Origin of the sequence: Leclercia adecarboxylata (assembly GCF_006874705.1) — a bacterium.
GTDB classification, from domain to species: domain Bacteria; phylum Pseudomonadota; class Gammaproteobacteria; order Enterobacterales; family Enterobacteriaceae; genus Enterobacter; species Enterobacter adecarboxylatus_C.
Genome location: NZ_CP035382.1, coordinates 1,783,287 through 1,800,576 on the forward strand (window position 1 = coordinate 1,783,287; position 17,290 = coordinate 1,800,576).

The 17,290-nt window shown below is 55.8% G+C and carries 19 protein-coding genes; 8 read left to right on the forward strand and 11 right to left on the reverse strand.

Annotated elements, in window-relative coordinates:
- Positions 1-31: 31 nt before the first annotated feature.
- Positions 32-1,027, reverse strand: a complete 996-nt coding sequence (locus ES815_RS09525; protein ID WP_142487596.1) for a LacI family DNA-binding transcriptional regulator — start codon at positions 1,025-1,027, stop codon at positions 32-34.
- A 21-nt stretch (positions 1,028-1,048) separates the two neighbouring features.
- The gene (locus ES815_RS09530) at positions 1,049-1,597 is read right to left on the reverse strand and encodes a helix-turn-helix domain-containing protein (RefSeq protein WP_142487597.1); all 549 of its coding nucleotides are present in this window, start codon (positions 1,595-1,597) and stop codon (positions 1,049-1,051) included.
- 102 nt (positions 1,598-1,699) lie between these two features.
- Between ES815_RS09530 and ES815_RS09535 the strand changes: the two genes are divergently transcribed.
- Both ES815_RS09535 and ES815_RS09540 read left to right on the forward strand, forming a co-directional pair.
- Positions 1,700-2,359 carry an AzlC family ABC transporter permease gene (locus ES815_RS09535; protein ID WP_142487598.1) on the forward strand — a complete coding sequence of 220 codons (660 nt, stop codon included), beginning with the start codon at positions 1,700-1,702 and terminating at the stop codon, positions 2,357-2,359.
- On the forward strand, positions 2,359-2,682 hold the full coding sequence (locus ES815_RS09540; RefSeq protein ID WP_103825275.1) for an AzlD domain-containing protein: 324 nt from the start codon (positions 2,359-2,361) through the stop codon (positions 2,680-2,682). Before ES815_RS09535 ends, ES815_RS09540 begins: the two co-directional genes overlap by 1 nt.
- Before the next feature lie 41 nt (positions 2,683-2,723).
- Here ES815_RS09540 and ES815_RS09545 read toward each other — a convergent pair whose 3' ends face one another.
- Positions 2,724-2,936, reverse strand: a complete 213-nt coding sequence (locus ES815_RS09545) for a YdgH/BhsA/McbA-like domain containing protein (RefSeq protein WP_142487599.1) — start codon at positions 2,934-2,936, stop codon at positions 2,724-2,726.
- Positions 2,937-3,050: 114 nt separating this feature from the next.
- Positions 3,051-3,881 carry a formate dehydrogenase accessory sulfurtransferase FdhD gene (gene fdhD / locus ES815_RS09550; RefSeq protein ID WP_142487600.1) on the reverse strand — a complete coding sequence of 277 codons (831 nt, stop codon included), beginning with the start codon at positions 3,879-3,881 and terminating at the stop codon, positions 3,051-3,053.
- A 438-nt stretch (positions 3,882-4,319) separates the two neighbouring features.
- Between fdhD and fdnG the strand changes: the two genes are divergently transcribed.
- Genes fdnG through fdhE form a run of 4 tightly spaced genes read left to right on the forward strand, consistent with a single transcriptional unit; the run spans position 4,320 to position 9,843 of the window.
- The gene (gene fdnG / locus ES815_RS09555; RefSeq protein WP_142490036.1) at positions 4,320-7,370 is read left to right on the forward strand and encodes a formate dehydrogenase-N subunit alpha; all 3,051 of its coding nucleotides are present in this window, start codon (positions 4,320-4,322) and stop codon (positions 7,368-7,370) included.
- A 12-nt stretch (positions 7,371-7,382) separates the two neighbouring features.
- Positions 7,383-8,285: a formate dehydrogenase subunit beta gene (gene fdxH / locus ES815_RS09560; RefSeq protein WP_142487601.1), complete on the forward strand. Its 903-nt coding sequence runs from the start codon at positions 7,383-7,385 to the stop codon at positions 8,283-8,285.
- On the forward strand, positions 8,282-8,917 hold the full coding sequence (fdoI, locus tag ES815_RS09565; RefSeq protein ID WP_015569914.1) for a formate dehydrogenase cytochrome b556 subunit: 636 nt from the start codon (positions 8,282-8,284) through the stop codon (positions 8,915-8,917). Before fdxH ends, fdoI begins: the two co-directional genes overlap by 4 nt.
- Positions 8,914-9,843 carry a formate dehydrogenase accessory protein FdhE gene (gene fdhE, locus ES815_RS09570; protein WP_142487602.1) on the forward strand — a complete coding sequence of 310 codons (930 nt, stop codon included), beginning with the start codon at positions 8,914-8,916 and terminating at the stop codon, positions 9,841-9,843. The genes fdoI and fdhE overlap by 4 nt, the downstream gene beginning before the upstream one ends.
- 39 nt (positions 9,844-9,882) lie before the next feature.
- On the opposite strand, the gene nadS is transcribed toward fdhE, so the two are convergent.
- Positions 9,883-10,173, reverse strand: a complete 291-nt coding sequence (nadS, locus tag ES815_RS09575; protein ID WP_142487603.1) for a NadS family protein — start codon at positions 10,171-10,173, stop codon at positions 9,883-9,885.
- Positions 10,174-10,488, reverse strand: coding sequence for a type II toxin-antitoxin system RelE/ParE family toxin (locus tag ES815_RS09580; protein WP_142487604.1), 315 nt, complete (start codon positions 10,486-10,488; stop codon positions 10,174-10,176).
- A gap of 228 nt (positions 10,489-10,716) precedes the next feature.
- Between ES815_RS09580 and ES815_RS09585 the strand changes: the two genes are divergently transcribed.
- Both ES815_RS09585 and ES815_RS09590 read left to right on the forward strand, forming a co-directional pair.
- Positions 10,717-11,643 carry an alpha/beta hydrolase gene (locus ES815_RS09585; RefSeq protein WP_142487605.1) on the forward strand — a complete coding sequence of 309 codons (927 nt, stop codon included), beginning with the start codon at positions 10,717-10,719 and terminating at the stop codon, positions 11,641-11,643.
- Between the two features lie 167 nt (positions 11,644-11,810).
- Entirely contained in the window at positions 11,811-12,371 is a 561-nt protein-coding gene (locus ES815_RS09590) for an Ail/Lom family outer membrane beta-barrel protein (RefSeq protein ID WP_142487606.1), read from the forward strand.
- Positions 12,372-12,437: 66 nt separating this feature from the next.
- Here the strand turns inward: ES815_RS09590 and fabY are convergent, their stop codons facing one another.
- From fabY to typA, 5 genes are all read right to left on the reverse strand, one after another.
- A complete protein-coding gene (gene fabY, locus ES815_RS09595) occupies positions 12,438-13,379 on the reverse strand; it encodes a fatty acid biosynthesis protein FabY (protein ID WP_185902396.1) in 942 nt (313 codons plus the stop codon).
- Between the two features lie 44 nt (positions 13,380-13,423).
- The gene (gene dtd, locus ES815_RS09600; RefSeq protein ID WP_142487608.1) at positions 13,424-13,861 is read right to left on the reverse strand and encodes a D-aminoacyl-tRNA deacylase; all 438 of its coding nucleotides are present in this window, start codon (positions 13,859-13,861) and stop codon (positions 13,424-13,426) included.
- Positions 13,858-14,739, reverse strand: coding sequence for a virulence factor BrkB family protein (locus ES815_RS09605; RefSeq protein WP_142487609.1), 882 nt, complete (start codon positions 14,737-14,739; stop codon positions 13,858-13,860). The genes dtd and ES815_RS09605 overlap by 4 nt, the downstream gene beginning before the upstream one ends.
- Entirely contained in the window at positions 14,733-15,332 is a 600-nt protein-coding gene (gene yihX, locus ES815_RS09610) for a glucose-1-phosphatase (RefSeq protein ID WP_142487610.1), read from the reverse strand. Before yihX ends, ES815_RS09605 begins: the two co-directional genes overlap by 7 nt.
- A 129-nt stretch (positions 15,333-15,461) precedes the next feature.
- A complete protein-coding gene (gene typA / locus ES815_RS09615; RefSeq protein WP_142487611.1) occupies positions 15,462-17,285 on the reverse strand; it encodes a ribosome-dependent GTPase TypA in 1,824 nt (607 codons plus the stop codon).
- Positions 17,286-17,290: the final 5 nt, after the last annotated feature.

Sequence of the window (17,290 nt, forward strand, 5' to 3'; positions counted from 1 at the left end):
ATTTGTGATCGGGTTTAGAATTTAGGGAAATTTATGCCGTCTGGCCTGGAGAGAATTCCGGTTGCCACAGCACCTGCAGCTGGCTGATGTCATCGCCGTTAATCAGCTGCAACACCATGTCGGCAATCTGCTTGCCCACCCCCTGACGGGTGGACTGGATCACCGCCGCCACGTCGATATCGACAATGCTGTCCTGCGGCAGACCATCGTAGACCACCAGCGCAACGGCGTTCTCGCCCGTTAAGCGCCCCATCTGCGCCAACGCCATCGCGGCCCCGTCGCCATGGGTGTTGCAGTCGGTGACGATCGCCGTGGGAGCGACATCCAGCGCCAGCAGCGCCTGGGTGGTGGTGTAGCCCGCGCGGCGGGAAGGCGGCATGGTGCGCAGCCATTCGCTGGAGAGCCCTGCCTCGTTCAGAGCATCAAGGTAGCCCTGACGGCGCTGGGTAATAAACGCCTGATTGTTGCTCTCACCCAACAGCGCGATGCGCTGATGCCCCCGCTCAATTAACCGCCGGGTCGCGGTGTACGTGCCCGCATAATTATCGAAATCGAACCAGGCATAGGGTTCAGGCAGATGGCTGCGGCCGAGTGCCAGGAAGGGGAACCCGGCGGCCTGAAGTTGCTCAAGTCGCGGATCGTTGTCCAGAGTATGGGCCACGATCAGCGCATCCACGCGACGGCTCTGCACCATGCGCATGTAACTGTGTTTGTCGGCCAGATCGTCATCGGCAATCAATAATAAATCGATCTCATGTTGCGCCAGTTCGTGGCTAATTTCGCCGACCATGTCCATAAAGACGCTGTTATTGAGCGGCACGGGATGCACCGGAAAGACCAGCCCCACGGCGTCGATCTTGCCCATCTTCAGACGACGGGCGAAGGTGTTCGGGCGATAGCCGCGACGCTGCGCTTCGGCTTCCACGCGGGCGCGCGTCTCGCTGGAAACGTCAAAATAGCCGTTGAGGGCGCGGCTCACCGTCGTTACCGACAGTCCCAGTTCTTTAGCAATGGCTTTAAGCGACATGATTATCCGTGTCTTAGTGTGTCAGTTTTGTTCCGCCACCATGAGCGCGTAAGTGTCTGGCTCAAGGGCTTTGAAGATGTGCGGCTGGTCGGCAGGATAGCAAATATAGTCCCCAATCCCGAGCTCTTCCGGTGCCCCGGTGAGGCCAACCAGCGCCCGGCCCTTCATGACAATAATATGCTCAACCGACCCCGGCGGGTGCGGATGGGAGATACGGTCGGCTCCGGGCTGCGCCGTCAGGATATAGATATCGCGTCGCGCGCCCGGCGGACAGGTCGCCAGCAAAATGGCCTCAAAGTTAGCCTGTTCAGCAATGACTTTTGTTCCTTCCCCGAGGCGGATCACCTGGGTGGTGGGCTGCTGCGGTTCGAGCAAACGGGCAAAGGGAATATCCAGCGCCACGCAGAGCGACCACAGGGTTTCGAGGCTGGGGTTGCCGTTCCCGGACTCCAGCTGAGAGAGTGTTGATTTGGCGATCCCGGCCCGGCGAGCGATTTCCGCCAGTGAAAGTCCGGTCCGCATGCGCTCCCGCACCAGACTTTTGGCGATTACGCTGATTGGCTGCGTCATAAAACGGTCTCTTGTTCTATAAATCGAACGAATCGTTCATCTTGATAAACGAATGTGATGCGTTCATTATAATGGATACTCGTTCGTTATGGCTAAAACTGTATGAAACACGCGTTCTCTTGTCTCAAAGGCGACACCATCAAGGCGATTATTCTCGTGTGTCTGGCGGTGGGTGTTGTGGGGATGTCCTACGGCTCGCTGGCGATGGCGTATGGCTTCCCGCTGTGGGTGCCCTTTGTGCTCTCCCTTTCAGTGCTGGCGGGCGCTTCGGAATTTATGTTTATCGGCATCGTCGCCAGCGGGGGCAATCCCCTTGCCGCCGCGGCGGCCGGACTGCTGGTCAATGCCCGCCATGTCCCTTTTGGCGTAACGGTGCGTGAGCTGGTGGGCAAACGCGGCGCCAGCTTCCTGGGCTGCCACATTATGAATGACGAAAGCGTGGTGTTTGGCCTGTCGCAAAAAACGCCGGAGCAGCGCAAAGCCGCCTACTGGCTCTGCGGCCTTGGGGTGGCCATTATCTGGCCGCTGGGCACCCTGCTGGGGGCGATGGTCGGCAAATTGCTGCCCGACCCGGAAACCATCGGGCTGGATGCGGTATTCCCGGCCATTTTACTGGCGTTAGTCGTGCCCGCCTTTAAGAACCGCACCACGCTTATCCGCGCCTGTAGCGGTGCCGCCCTGTCGCTGGCCGCGGTGCCCTTTGCGCCGGTGGGGCTGCCGGTATTGCTCTCTCTGCTGGGCCTCGCGGCGAGGAAGAAATAATGGAAAACATGACCGTCTTTATTCTCGGCATCGCCCTGCTGTCGGCCGGCACCTACCTGATGCGTCTCGGCGGGGCGAAGCTGGGCAGCCGGTTAGCGCTGTCTGAACGCTCCCAGGCGCTGCTGTCGGATGCGGCAACGGTGCTGCTGTTTTCAGTGGCGCTGGCGACCACCTTCTATGAAGGGGAGCATTTTGCCGGGATGGCGCGGGTGTTGGGCGTGGCCTTTGCGGTATTCCTTGCCTGGCGCAAGGTGCCGTTGATTTTCGTGATTGTCGCGGCGGCAGTGGTGACGGCGTTATTACGCCTGGCGGGCATAAACTAAAAAAGCGCCCCTGGGGCGCTCTTTCGACAGATACTTCGCTTTTATTTGTTCAGCTCAGCGGTCATGTGCACACGGTTACCGGAGAACGCCTGAGTAATGGTGTAAGAGGACGCTCCAGCCTGCTCGGCCTGAGCCGCGATTTTAGCTTCAGTGCCATCGATGGTTGAACCGGTTGCAGTCACGGTCTGCGCAGCGAAAGAACCGAAAGAAGTAGCCAGAGCGATTACTGCGACAAAAGTTTTGATGCTTTTCATGATAGTGACCCTTGCGATAAGTTGTTGGTGTAAGGCGTTGTGCCTTGATGTGATAAATAATAAGCCTCATCACCGACAACTGATAGCGGAAGGATTTGCTATAACAATTCAAATTTATTGAACAATATTCAAACGCTGCGGATGAGTATAAACCGTGGCCCTTCCCGGATTGCAGAACCCCACCAGCGTCAGGTTGCAGCGCTCGGCCACCTCAACCGCCAGCGTGGTGGCCGCGGAGACCGCAAACAGGATCTCAACCCCGCACATCGCCGCCTTTTGCACCATCTCGTAGCTGGCCCGGCTGGAGACCAGCGCGGCACCCTGCTGCCAGGCGGCACTCTCTCCCGCCCGCCGGCCCAGCAGTTTATCCAGCGCCACATGGCGTCCGACATCTTCATGCCCACCGGCAATTTCGCCCGACGGCAGTACCCAGGCGGCGGCGTGCGTGCAGCCGCTCAGATTACCTACCGGCTGTACCGAATGAAGGTTGTTCAAGGCGATATCGAGGTTCGCCAGCGTAAAGGTCTGGCTAAAGGGCAGCGGGGCGATAGGTTTGCCGATGTCGTTCAGCTGCTCCACGCCACAGACGCCGCAGCCGGTACGCCCGGCCAGGGCGCGACGGCGCTCCTTCAGGGCCATAAAACGCCGGCTGGAGAGTTCAATCTGCACCTCCATTCCGTTGCAGGCCTGAACCACATCCATCCCGTAGATCTCCTGCGGGTGGTCGATTATCCCCTCAGAGAGCGAAAACCCGATGGCAAAGAGCGTCAGATCTTTTGGCGAAGCCATCATCACCACGTGCGAGATACCATTGTAGACCAGCGCCACGGGCACCTCTTGCGCAATCCAGTCCGGGATGGGTTGGTTGAGCTGAGGGGGTCTGCGCACCTCGCACGCCACTACGCCGACGGGCTGGGAGGAGGTATCTCGGTTTTGTTTTGACACGACATCGTTCCTGGCAACTTCGAAAATAAGTGTGCTATTGCAGCATAAATGGCGGCGATGCGCCCCAGAGATGGATCAATTTTTCATTAGGACGCCTTTTCTCCTGTCTTACTCCCACGGGAGGAGGAGTCTCGCCAGGTTGATACAGCCTTGTAACACATAAAGTTAATAACGTGATCTAATTCACATTTTTAAATTAGCACGCTTAGATTTTATTCACGATGTTTTAACTCCATTCAAACAAGCCTACCGACAATGTGGTATTCTGCGCCCTATCCCTCAAGGAATTGTGGGAATACAAAATTCCAACCCTTTGCGGTTGTTTTGTAACCGTAAAGTAAAACTATATATACCCGAATAATGCGCGTTGCAGGCAAGCAGCAAAACGCTCCTGCGGCTCGACCTATAAAGGTAGCAATGTCGAAACAAGGAGTGACCATGCAGGTCAGCAGAAGGCAGTTCTTTAAGATCTGCGCTGGCGGTATGGCAGGCACCACGGCGGCGGCACTGGGCTTTGCGCCCGGCGTAGCGCTGGCGGAAACACGGCAGTACAAACTGCTGCGCACCCGCGAAACCCGTAACACCTGTACGTACTGCTCTGTCGGCTGTGGGCTGTTGATGTATAGCCTCGGTGACGGTGCAAAAAACGCCAAAGCATCTATTTTCCATATCGAAGGGGACCCGGATCATCCGGTCAACCGTGGCGCGCTCTGCCCGAAAGGGGCTGGTCTGGTGGACTTTATCCACTCAGAAAGCCGTCTGAAATTCCCCGAGTATCGCGCGCCTGGCTCCGACAAGTGGCAGCAAATTGGCTGGGATGAAGCGTTCGATCGCATCGCTAAGCTGATGAAAGAAGACCGCGATGCTAACTTCATGGCGCAGAACGCCGAAGGTACCACCGTTAACCGCTGGCTCTCCACCGGGATGCTGTGTGCCTCTGCCTCCAGTAACGAAACCGGCTATTTAACCCAGAAATTCACGCGCGCACTCGGCATGCTCGCGGTCGACAACCAGGCGCGTGTCTGACACGGACCAACGGTAGCAAGTCTTGCTCCAACATTTGGTCGCGGTGCGATGACCAACCACTGGGTCGACATCAAGAACGCCAACCTCATTGTGGTGATGGGCGGTAACGCCGCTGAAGCGCACCCTGTCGGGTTCCGCTGGGCGATGGAAGCCAAAATCCACAACGGTGCGAAACTGATTGTGATCGATCCCCGCTTTACGCGTACGGCGTCAGTGGCGGATTTCTACACCCCTATTCGTTCAGGTACTGACATCACTTTCCTGTCGGGCGTACTGCTGTACCTGATGACTAACGAAAAATATAACCGCGAATACACCGAAGCCTACACCAACGCCAGCCTGATCGTGCGTGAGGATTACCACTTCGAAGATGGCCTGTTCAGCGGTTACGACGCCGAAAAACGTAAGTACGACAAAACCAGCTGGAACTACGAGCTGGATGAGAAAGGCTTCGCGAAACGCGATATCACGCTGCAACACCCGCGCTGCGTCTGGAACCTGCTGAAAGAGCACGTTTCCCGCTATACGCCGGACGTGGTTGAAAACATCTGTGGGACGCCGAAAGCGGACTTCCTGAAGGTGTGCGAGATGATCGCTGAAACCAGCGTTCATGATAAAACCGCCTCGTTCCTGTATGCCCTCGGCTGGACCCAGCACTCCATCGGCGCGCAGAACATCCGTACCATGGCGATGGTGCAGCTGCTGCTCGGCAACATGGGGATGGCTGGCGGCGGCGTCAACGCCCTGCGCGGTCACTCCAATATCCAGGGTCTGACCGACCTCGGCCTGCTGTCGCAGAGCCTGACGGGTTATATGAACCTGCCAAGCGAAAAACAGACCGACCTGCAAACCTATCTGACGGCCAGCACGCCAAAACCGCTGCTCGAAGGCCAGGTGAACTACTGGGGCAACTATCCGAAGTTCTTCGTCTCTATGATGAAGGCCTTCTATGGTGATAAAGCGACGGCTGAAAACAGCTGGGGCTTTGACTGGCTGCCGAAGTGGGACAAAGGCTACGACGTTCTGCAGTACTTCGAGATGATGAACCAGGGTCAGGTCAACGGCTATCTGTGCCAGGGCTTTAACCCGGTGGCGTCGTTCCCGAACAAGAACAAGGTTGTGGCGTCTCTGTCGAAACTAAAGTTCCTGGTCACCATTGACCCGCTCAATACCGAGACGGCGACCTTCTGGCAGAACCACGGTGAATCGAACGACGTCGATCCGTCGAAGATTCAGACCGAAGTGTTCCGTCTGCCGTCCACTTGTTTCGCGGAAGAGAACGGCTCCATCGTCAACTCCGGCCGCTGGCTGCAGTGGCACTGGAAAGGCGCGGATGCCCCGGGCATCGCCATGAACGACGGCGAGATCCTGGCCGGTATCTTCTTACGCCTGCGTAAGATGTACGCGGCAGAAGGCGGCGCGAACCCGGAACCGGTGCTGAACATGACCTGGAACTACTCGACGCCGGAGAACCCTTCCCCGGAAGAGGTGGCGATGGAGAGCAACGGTAAAGCGCTGGCGGATGTTATCGACCCGGCTACCGGTGCGGTTCTGGCGAAGAAAGGCGATCAGCTCAGCACCTTTGCGCACCTGCGTGATGACGGCACCACCTCCAGCGGCTGCTGGATCTTTGCCGGGAGCTGGACGCCGAAAGGCAACCAGATGGCCAACCGCGATAACGCCGACCCGTCGGGCCTCGGCAATACGCTGGGCTGGGCATGGTCATGGCCGTTGAACCGGCGCATCCTCTATAACCGTGCCTCCGCAGACCCGCAGGGCAACCCGTGGGATCCGAAGCGTCAGCTGCTGAAATGGGACGGCGCGAAATGGGGCGGCGTGGATATTCCGGACTACAGCACCGCGCCTCCGGGCAGCGATGTCGGGCCATTTATCATGCAGCCTGAAGGGATGGGACGTCTGTTCGCGATCGATAAGATGGCGGAAGGTCCGTTCCCGGAACACTACGAGCCGTTTGAGACGCCGCTGGGCACCAACCCGCTGCACCCGAACGTGGTTTCTAACCCGGCAGCCCGTATCTTTAAGGGCGATTTCGACGCGCTGGGTAAAAAAGACAAGTTCCCGTATGTGGGTACCACTTACCGTCTGACCGAGCACTTCCACTACTGGACCAAGCACGCGCGGCTTAACGCCATCGCGCAGCCGGAACAGTTTGTGGAGATCGGCGAGAAGCTGGCGAACAAGCTCGGCATCGCCCAGGGCGATACCGTCAAGGTCTCCTCCAACCGCGGCTACATCAAAGCCAAGGCGGTGGTGACCAAGCGTATTCGCACCCTGAACGTGCACGGGCAAGAGGTGGATACCATCGGCATCCCGATTCACTGGGGTTACGAGGGCGTGGCGAAGAAAGGGTTTATTGCAAACACCCTGACGCCGTTCGTCGGTGATGCGAACACGCAGACGCCGGAGTTTAAGGCCTTCCTCGTGAACGTGGAAAAGGTGTAACGGAGACGACTTATGGCTTATCAATCGCAAGACATTATTCGTCGTTCCGCGACTAACAGTTTCACCCCCGCGCCTCAGGCGCGGGACCACCAGCAGGAAGTGGCGAAGCTTATTGACGTGACCACCTGTATCGGCTGTAAAGCCTGTCAGGTGGCCTGTTCAGAGTGGAACGACCTCCGTGACGAAGTGGGACATAACGTCGGGGTGTACGATAACCCTGCCGATCTGACCGCCAAGTCCTGGACGGTGATGCGCTTCTCGGAAGTAGAGCAGAACGACAAACTGGAGTGGCTGATCCGCAAAGACGGCTGTATGCACTGTGCGGATCCGGGCTGCCTGAAGGCCTGCCCGGCGGAAGGGGCTATCATTCAGTATGCCAACGGCATCGTCGACTTCCAGTCTGAGCAGTGCATTGGCTGCGGCTACTGCATCGCCGGCTGCCCGTTTGACGTGCCGCGCCTGAACCCGGAAGACAACCGCGTCTACAAATGCACGCTGTGCGTCGACCGCGTAACCGTCGGCCAGGAGCCCGCGTGCGTGAAGACCTGTCCAACCGGCGCTATCCACTTTGGTTCCAAAGAGGACATGAAAACGCTGGCGGGCGAGCGCGTATCCGAGCTAAAAACCCGCGGTTACGACAACGCAGGCCTGTACGATCCGGCCGGTGTTGGCGGTACCCACGTGATGTACGTCCTGCATCACGCCGACAAGCCGAACCTGTATCACGGCCTGCCGGAGAACCCGGAGATCAGCGCCACCGTGAAGTTCTGGAAAGGCATCTGGAAACCGCTGGCAGCGGTCGGTTTTGCTGCCACCTTCGCAGCGAGCATCTTCCACTACGTCGGCGTTGGTCCGAACCGTGCGGAAGAGGAAGACGACAACCTGCATGAAGAGAAAGACGAGGTGCGCAAATGAGAAAACGTGACACCATCGTGCGCTACACGGCGCCGGAACGTATCAACCACTGGGTCACCGCCTTCTGCTTCATGCTGGCGGCGATAAGCGGACTGGGGTTCTTCTTCCCCTCCTTCAACTGGCTGATGCAGATCCTCGGTACGCCGCAGCTGGCGCGCATCCTGCACCCGTTTGTGGGAGTGGTGATGTTCGCCTCGTTCATCATCATGTTTTTCCGCTACTGGCACCATAACCTAATCAATCGGGATGATATCTTTTGGGCGAAGAATATTCGTAAGATCGTCGTCAACGAGGAAGTAGGTGATACCGGGCGTTATAACTTCGGCCAGAAATGCGTATTCTGGGCGGCGATTATCTTCCTGGTCCTGTTGCTGGTGAGCGGCGTGATCATCTGGCGTCCGTACTTTGCGCCTGCTTTCTCAATCCCGGTGATCCGATTTGCGTTAATGCTGCATTCATTTGCCGCAGTGGCGTTAATTGTGGTTATCATGGTGCATATCTACGCCGCCCTCTGGGTGAAAGGCACCATTACCGCGATGGTGGAAGGCTGGGTCACTAAGACGTGGGCGAAGAAACATCACCCGCGCTGGTACCGTGAAGTCCGCCAGAAACAGGAAAAGTCATCTGAATGAGTATTCGCATAATCCCGCAAGATGAGCTGGGTTCGAGCGAGAAACGCACGGCGGAAGTGATTCCGCCGCTACTGTTCCCCAGACTGAAAAACCTATACAACCGCCGCGCTGAACGCCTGCGTGAACTGGCAGAGAACAACCCGCTTGGCGATTATTTGCGCTTTGCCGGGCTGATCGCCCATGCCCAGGAAGTGGTGCTGTACGACCATCCGCTGCAAATGGACCTGACCGCGCGCATCAAAGAGGCCAACGTTCAGGGCAAGCCGCCGCTGGATATCCACGTGCTGCCGCGCGATAAGCACTGGCATAAACTGTTGCACTCGCTGATTGCCGAGCTGAAGCCCGAGATGAGCGGCCCTGCGCTGGCGGTGATCGAGAATCTCGAGAAAGCCTCTGAGCAGGAGCTGGAGCAGATGGCGAGCGCGCTCTTTGCCTCTGATTTTGCCTCAGTCAGCAGCGATAAAGCACCGTTTATCTGGGCCGCCCTGTCGCTCTACTGGGCACAGATGGCCAGCCTGATCCCGGGTAAAGCCCGTGCCGAATACGGTGAAGCCCGCCAGTTCTGCCCGGTATGCGGTTCGATGCCGGTCTCCAGCATGGTGCAAATCGGTACCACTCAGGGGCTGCGCTACCTGCACTGCAACCTGTGTGAAACCGAGTGGCACGTGGTGCGCATCAAGTGCAGCAACTGCGAGCAGACCCGCGATCTGCACTACTGGTCGCTGGAGAACGAGCAGTCCGCGGTGAAAGCCGAAAGCTGCGGCGACTGTGGCACCTACCTGAAAATTTTGTACCAGGAAAAAGACCCGAAAGTGGAGGCCGTAGCTGACGATCTTGCTACCCTGATTCTGGACGCCAAAATGGAGCAGGAGGGCTTTGCCCGCAGCTCTATTAACCCGTTCCTGTTCCCGGGTGAAGGGGAGTAATCTGCCTTTTAGCCCGGTAGGTTTTGCTGCCGGGCTAAATTACTGGGATAGCGCAGGAATAACATGCTGCGGATCGTTGGCAATAGCACGAAGTAGCGCCTTGGCCGGGCCTGTAGGTGAACGTCTACTTTGCTCCCAGTTGCGTAGCGTATCAACACTGACCGAGATTAGTTGCGCGAATTTACTTTGCGACAGCCCTGACGCCTGACGAATTTCTTTAATTTTCATGGCATCGATTTGAAAGGTGCGCGATGGCTCGCGTTTGCCCCCGGCAATTTCGTTCATCTGAGCCACGCTTTGAGTTAACCGCTCAAATAGCGCCTTATCCATTTACCATCTCTCAATAATCATTTTCAGTACGGCTTTCTCATTTGCTGGCAGGTCATCCTTGATCCCTTTGCGATAGATGAGCACCAATCGAATTTCATTTTCACGTGAGCGATAAAAATAAATGACTCGCACACCACTACGCTTTCCTCCCTTACCGCCAGCAAGCCAGCGAACCTTGCGTAAGCCTCCCGTGTTCTGAATCAGATCGCCATATTCAGGCTGCATTGCCAGAAAGACCTGCAGTTTATGGTATTCGTCGTCATCCAGTAATTTATTGACGTCTTCAGTGAAGATATCCGTTTCAATGAATAGCATAAAACATACGCCATTGGCTTATAGTATCAAAAGTTAAGTGTACGCCAATGACGTATCCCTACCCTGTTACGTTATTGAGATGAAGTGGAAAAATCCACTCGCTCTGCTCAGTACATTTTGTTTCTGCGAGCCGCTTTCCAGATTTGTATCCTCCCCAAATCTGCTGTTTTCATCCGCAGAATACCAGGCTATAACGCTGTATATCCATACAGACTCGAGGTTTAAACGATGGCACTGGAAAAGGGTATTGATAAGCTGGTTCAGGAATTCATCGCCGCAGGGCGACCCTCTTCGCTCGCCCAGAATATTGATGAACGGAGGGCTGGCTATGTTGCCGGAACGGTGCTTGCGGGGCAGAAGGAAAGGCGTGTCCAGATAGCAACGCTGGCGCTGGACGGAATAACGTTTCGGACCTACTCACCGCTCAACGCGCCTGAAACGCTGCCCGCCGTTATCTATTATCATGGCGGGTGTTTTGTCAGTGGCGGTTTTAATACCCACGAGCCCCAGCTGCGTCAGCTGGCGTATTACAGCAACTGTCGGGTGATTGCGGTGCAGTACAGACTGGCTCCCGAACATACCTTCCCTGCTGCTCACGATGATGCTGAAAGAGGCGCAAATCTGGTCTGGAAGTACGCGGACAGATTTGGCGTGGATAAAACCCGCATCACCCTTTGCGGGGACAGTGCGGGAGGCCATCTGGCACTGGTGACGGCACTACGGCTTAAGGCCGCAGGTCTGTGGCAGCCCGCTCAGCTGATCCTAATCTATCCTATGCTCGACGCAACGGCGCATTTTGAAAGCTACACCCGCAATGGGCTGGATTATGTTATTACCCGCGATACGCTCCTCAGCGGATACAACATGTATCTTCCCCATACCGAACGCCAGCATCCTGAAGCCAGCCCACTATGGCGGGATGATCTTTATGGCCTACCGAGAACCCATATCATCACCGCCGAGTACGACCCGTTATGTGACGAAGGCGAAGCTTTGTATCAACACATGACCGAACAAGGCGTGAACTGCACCTGCCAGCGTTGGTCGGGTGTGATTCACGGTTTCTTTCAGCTTGGTGGCGTAAGCCAGGCGGCGAGGGATGTGATGAGGGATATCGCATGGCGTTTGGGCGCTGTGTCGGCGGAAAGAGAATGAATTAAGAAATCCCATATTGACGATAAAGCAATTAAGATTTGCTCCTGCAAATTTAGCAAAGCAAAATAAATCGCCCAAGGCAGTGTGATAAAGGAAAAATAATCATCACGCTCCCCTCTTATCATCATTATTAAATATCTGGCTTCTTTGATTAATGGATTACATCAATGAATAAAAGCTCTCTGGCAATATTACTGGTAGCCTCTCTGACCAGCAGCCTGGCATTTGCAAATCATCACACCTTTTCTTTAGGCTTCGCGCACAGCGACGTTAAGGGCTTTGACAACCTGAATGGCGTCAACGTCCAGTATCGCTACGAATTCGATTCTCCGCTCAGCCTTCTTGGTTCCTTCTCGTGGATGAAAACGCATACTAAGCAGGATTATTTAGCGACCCGCGACGTTGTTCATAATGACATAGACGTGAATTATTACTCTCTGCTGGCAGGGCCGGCGTACCGTATTAATGACTACGTTTCACTTTATGCCCTCGGCGGTGCCGCATGGATGAAAGCGACCGGAAATACCCGCTGGGTGAATTACGGTAATAATGAAGTGAACCATGACGGTATTTCCGAGAAATCAGCATCTTTCGCCTGGGGAGTGGGCATGGTGATGAACCCGCTCGACAATCTTTCCATTAATCTCGGCTATGAAGGCACGAAGGCCAGCCTGGGGCGTGACTATACGATCAAGGGTTTCAACGTGGGTATGGGCTATCGTTTTTAAGTAAACGGGCTGAGGCTTAACACCGAGAGTTACCCCATTCTCAACGGGTAACTCTCACTCCTGATGCTACTCTTCCTCGTTCCCGCCCTCTTCGTAGGCACCAAACGGCTTCGCGGGCAGCACGATATAGGTTCCTTCAAACACCGCACCAGACGTCTCGTCACCGAACAGCTCCACCAGCATCTGCACGCGGGCTTTGCGGCCGCGGGCCAGACGGTCGAGATCGCCGCTCAGCGAGCCTAAATCGGCCACCGCGCTCGGCTTACCGCTGATAGGGCGGCTGTAACGAATATGGGCATCGGCGAGGATGATAGTGCCGCCCAGGTGGCGCTCGCGCAGCATCAGCCAGATAAGTCCCCAGCCGGTGAGCGTCGCCAGCGAGAACAGGCTGCCGGCAAACAGGGTGTGGTGAGGGTTCTGATTGCCGATCTCCGGCATGGTGGTGATAAATTTTTGCCCGGTGTACTGCTGAATGCGTACCCCCATCTTTTCGCTCAGCGGGATATGCTGATACCAGGCCTGCTGCAGCTGACCGCACCAGTCGGCACGATGCAGAATATCATCCAGCGAGGCGATGGGTTTGATCATCAAAAAATGGCGAATCGGCGTGGTTTGCGGGGTGGTGATTTCGCCCTGGTTTATAAAACCCAGCTTGGCAAAGAACTCCACCGCATCTTCACGCGCGCTACAGGTGACGCGCTTCACGCCCTCCTGACGGGCCACGGACTCCAGCGTCATCGCCATCAGCGTGCCGAGACCTTTGTCCTGTACGCTGGGATGGACCGCCATAAAGCGGATGGAGGCTTCATTATCGGCATTGATATACAGCCGCCCGACGGCGACAAGGTTGCCCTCTTCATCCATCACCATCTGGTGATGTGCCATGGCGTCCCAGGCGTCGCGCTCCGACCCTTTCGGCTGATGTAATGGCTTACGCAGCATCTCCCAGCGGAACTGGTAGTAAAGCGCCAACTCTTCTTCCGTTTGCGGTACTCGAAGGTGATACATAGCTGTACTCTCTCTTGTTACCCGCGGCCATACCGTCAGCTCACTCATACCTGGAGCCAGAACGTGACGGGGCCATCATTTACCAGCGAGACCTGCATATCTGCAGCGAATCGTCCGGTCTGTGTATGCATCTCTTGCTGACGGCAACGGTCAACAAAGTATTCATATAACGCTTCTGCCCGATCCGGCGCCGCCCCTTTTGAGAATCCCGGGCGCATGCCGCGCTCGGTATCGGCGGCCAGCGTAAACTGCGACACCACCAGCACGCTGCCACCCGCCTGCTGAACGTTGAGGTTCATTTTGCCTTCCGCATCGCCAAAGATACGGTAACCCAACACGCGCTCGCATAAGCGGTTGGCTTTTTGCTCGTCGTCATCCCTTTCGACACCTAACAAGACTAAAAGTCCCGGGCCAATTTCACCCGTCACCTCTCCCTCCACGGTGACGCTGGCACGGGTTACGCGCTGGATTAATGCAATCATGGTTGGTCTGCTTCTCGTCGTTTTTCGGCTTCGGCCGCTTTTTTGAGTTCGCGGTATACCCCGAGAGTGACAGTAATTTCCGCGCCAAGCAAGACGATACACCACGTCCAGTAAACCCAGAGGAACAAAATGGGGATCACCGCCAGCACGCCATAAATCAGCTGATAGGAGGGGAACATGGTGATGTAGAGCGCGAATCCTTTCTTGCCCAGTTCGAAAAGCAGAGCGGCCACCAGCGCCCCCAGCATGGCATCCCGGTTAGGCACGCGCGTGGTCGGCACAATGCTGTAGAGTAACCAGAAAGCGAGCCAGGACAAGAGCAGCGGGAAGATGCGCAACACATCGTCAATTACGCTATCGAGTTCGCTGGCCCAGCGTAACGAGAGCAGATAAGAGCTGATCGCCAGGCTGGCCCCGGCCAGTAGCGGCCCCAGAGTCAGGATCATCCAGTACACCGCAAACGAGTAAACTTTAGGCCGTGCGCGGGTGCTGCGCCAGATCGTATTGAGCGCGCTATCAATGGCATACATCAGCAGCAGCGCGGTGACGATAAGCCCGCACGCCCCAACCGCCGTCATCTTGCTGGAGTTGGCGACAAACTGCTCGATGTAATTCTGAATGACATCCCCGGTAGCAGGCATGAAGTTAGCAAAGACAAAATGGCGGAGCTGCAGGCTGACATCCGAAAACATCGGAAAGGCGGCGAAAAGCGCAAAGATGACAGCCACCAGCGGCACCAGCGAGAGCAACGACACGTAGGCGAGGTTACCTGCTAGCGTAGTCATATTGTCCTCATCGATGCGGTGCCAGAGGAGTTTTAGCCACGCACGCAGTGGTTGGGTGTGGTGGCTGGCTTTTTGATGAACGATTTTTAGCATAACTGCTTCGCAAAATAGTCAGGTATCGTCTGTTTTCCGGTCACCAGAATTGACGTGATACCCAACTGGTTAGCTCCCTCTATATTATCGACGTTATCGTCAAAAAAGAGGGCGTCGGCGGCAGAGAATCCTTCGGCCTGCAGGACGGCCTGGTAGATCCGTGCTTCCGGCTTACGCATGCCCATCTCCTGGGAAAGATAGATTTTATCTGCGGCCGCTTTCACTTCCGGGTATTCATCCGGCCAGAAGGTAGTGTGCAGGCGGTTGGTATTGGACAGCACCACCACCCGATGCCCCTGCTCACGCAGCTTGTGCATAATGGCAATCACCTCGGGGCGAATCCCGACAAAGATCGCCTGCCAGCCGTGAGAAAATTGTTCGTAACTGAGGGGAAGATCCATCTCATGACAGAGCATTTCGGCGAATTGCTCATCCGAAATCTCACCGCGCTCATGCTGATGGAAGGCGTCGCCCATCGTAAAAGTCTGCTTAAGCGTTGCCAGCGGAACGCGGCTGAAATCACTCCATGTTCCCAGCACACGATTGAAGTCGATATCGACGATTACGTTTCCTAAATCAAAGATATAGAGCATGTGTTTCTCCTTTTCGCCGTGAAAATTAACTGTAGCGGGAAAGAAGATGTTTGGCTATGAGGCGTGCGGCATGGCGGAAAAGAAAAACCCCGCCAGAAGGCGGGGTTTTAGAGGACGGAGAGAAGAAAATTAATCTTCTTTCGGGCCGCGCATTGCGCGTTTACGATCGTTCTCAGTCAGGTGACGTTTACGAATACGGATAGAGGTTGGAGTCACTTCTACCAGTTCGTCGTCATCGATGAATTCCAGAGCCTGCTCCAGAGTCATCTTAACCGGTGGAACCAGAACCGTTGCTTCGTCAGTACCGGACGCACGCATGTTGGTCAGTTTCTTACCGGTCAGGCAGTTTACAGTCAGGTCGTTAGAACGGCTGTGAATACCGATGATCTGGCCTTCGTAAACTTCTGCACCGTGACCCAGGAACAGCTTACCGCGGTCCTGCAGGCTGAACAGGGCGAACGCAACCGCTTTACCCTGACCGTTGGAGATCAGAACGCCGTTGTTACGCTGGCCAACTTCGCCCGGACGAACGTCGTCGTAGTGGCTGAAGGTGGAGTACAGCAGACCCGTACCGGAAGTCATGGTCATGAACTCTGAACGGAAGCCGATCAGACCACGGCTTGGGATCACGTAGTCGAGACGTACGCGGCCTTTGCCATCTGGATTCATGTTTTTCAGGTCGCCTTTACGCTCACCCAGAGCCTGCATCACAGAACCCTGGTGCTGCTCTTCGACGTCCAGCGTTACGTTTTCGAACGGCTCTTGTTTACGGCCATCGATTTCGCGGAAGATTACTTTCGGACGGGAAACCGCCATCTCGAAACCTTCACGACGCATGTTTTCGATCAGAACAGACAGGTGCAGCTCACCACGACCGGAAACACGGAATGCGTCCGCATCAGGGGTCTCTTCAACGCGCAGTGCCACGTTGTGCACCAGCTCTTTGTTCAGGCGGTCAAGGATCTGACGAGAGGTAACAAACTTACCTTCTTTACCACAGAACGGAGAGGTGTTGACGTTGAAGAACATGGTTACGGTCGGTTCATCAACTGACAGGGCTGGCAGCGCTTCAACCGCTTGCGTGTCGCAAATGGTATCGGAGATGTTCAGCTCGCCCAGACCGGTGATCGCGATGATGTCGCCTGCTTCAGCAATGTCGCTCTCGATACGCTCAAGGCCCAGGTGGGTCAGTACTTTACCGACTTTACCGTTACGGGTTTTGCCTTCGCTATCGATGATAGTGACCTGCTGGTTAGGCTTCACTTTACCGCGCTTGATACGGCCGATGCCGATAACGCCAACATAGTTGTTGTAGTCGAGCTGAGAGATCTGCATCTGCAGAGTGCCTTCAACATCAACGTTTGGCGCAGGAACACGGTCAACAATCGTCTGATACAGCGGAGTCATGTCTTCAGCCATGTCTTCGTGATCCAGACCTGCGATACCGTTCAGCGCAGAAGCGTAAACGATAGGGAAGTCCAGCTGCTCGTCGGTTGCGTCGAGGTTAACGAACAGGTCGAAGACCTGATCAACAACCCAGTCAGGACGCGCGCCAGGGCGGTCAACTTTGTTGATAACCACGATTGGTTTCAGGCCATGGGCGAATGCTTTTTTGGTTACGAAGCGCGTCTGCGGCATTGGGCCGTCAAATGCGTCAACCACCAGCAGCACGGAATCCACCATGGACATCACGCGCTCAACTTCACCACCGAAGTCGGCGTGCCCCGGGGTATCAACGATGTTGATACGGTAGTCATTCCATTTGATCGCGGTGTTTTTAGCGAGGATGGTAATCCCACGCTCTTTCTCCAAATCGTTGGAGTCCATCACGCGTTCTTGAGTTTCGGCACGCGCATCGAACGTACCGGATTGCTGCAGCAGCTTATCAACCAGGGTAGTTTTACCATGGTCAACGTGCGCGATGATGGCGATATTACGCAGATTTTCGATCACAACTT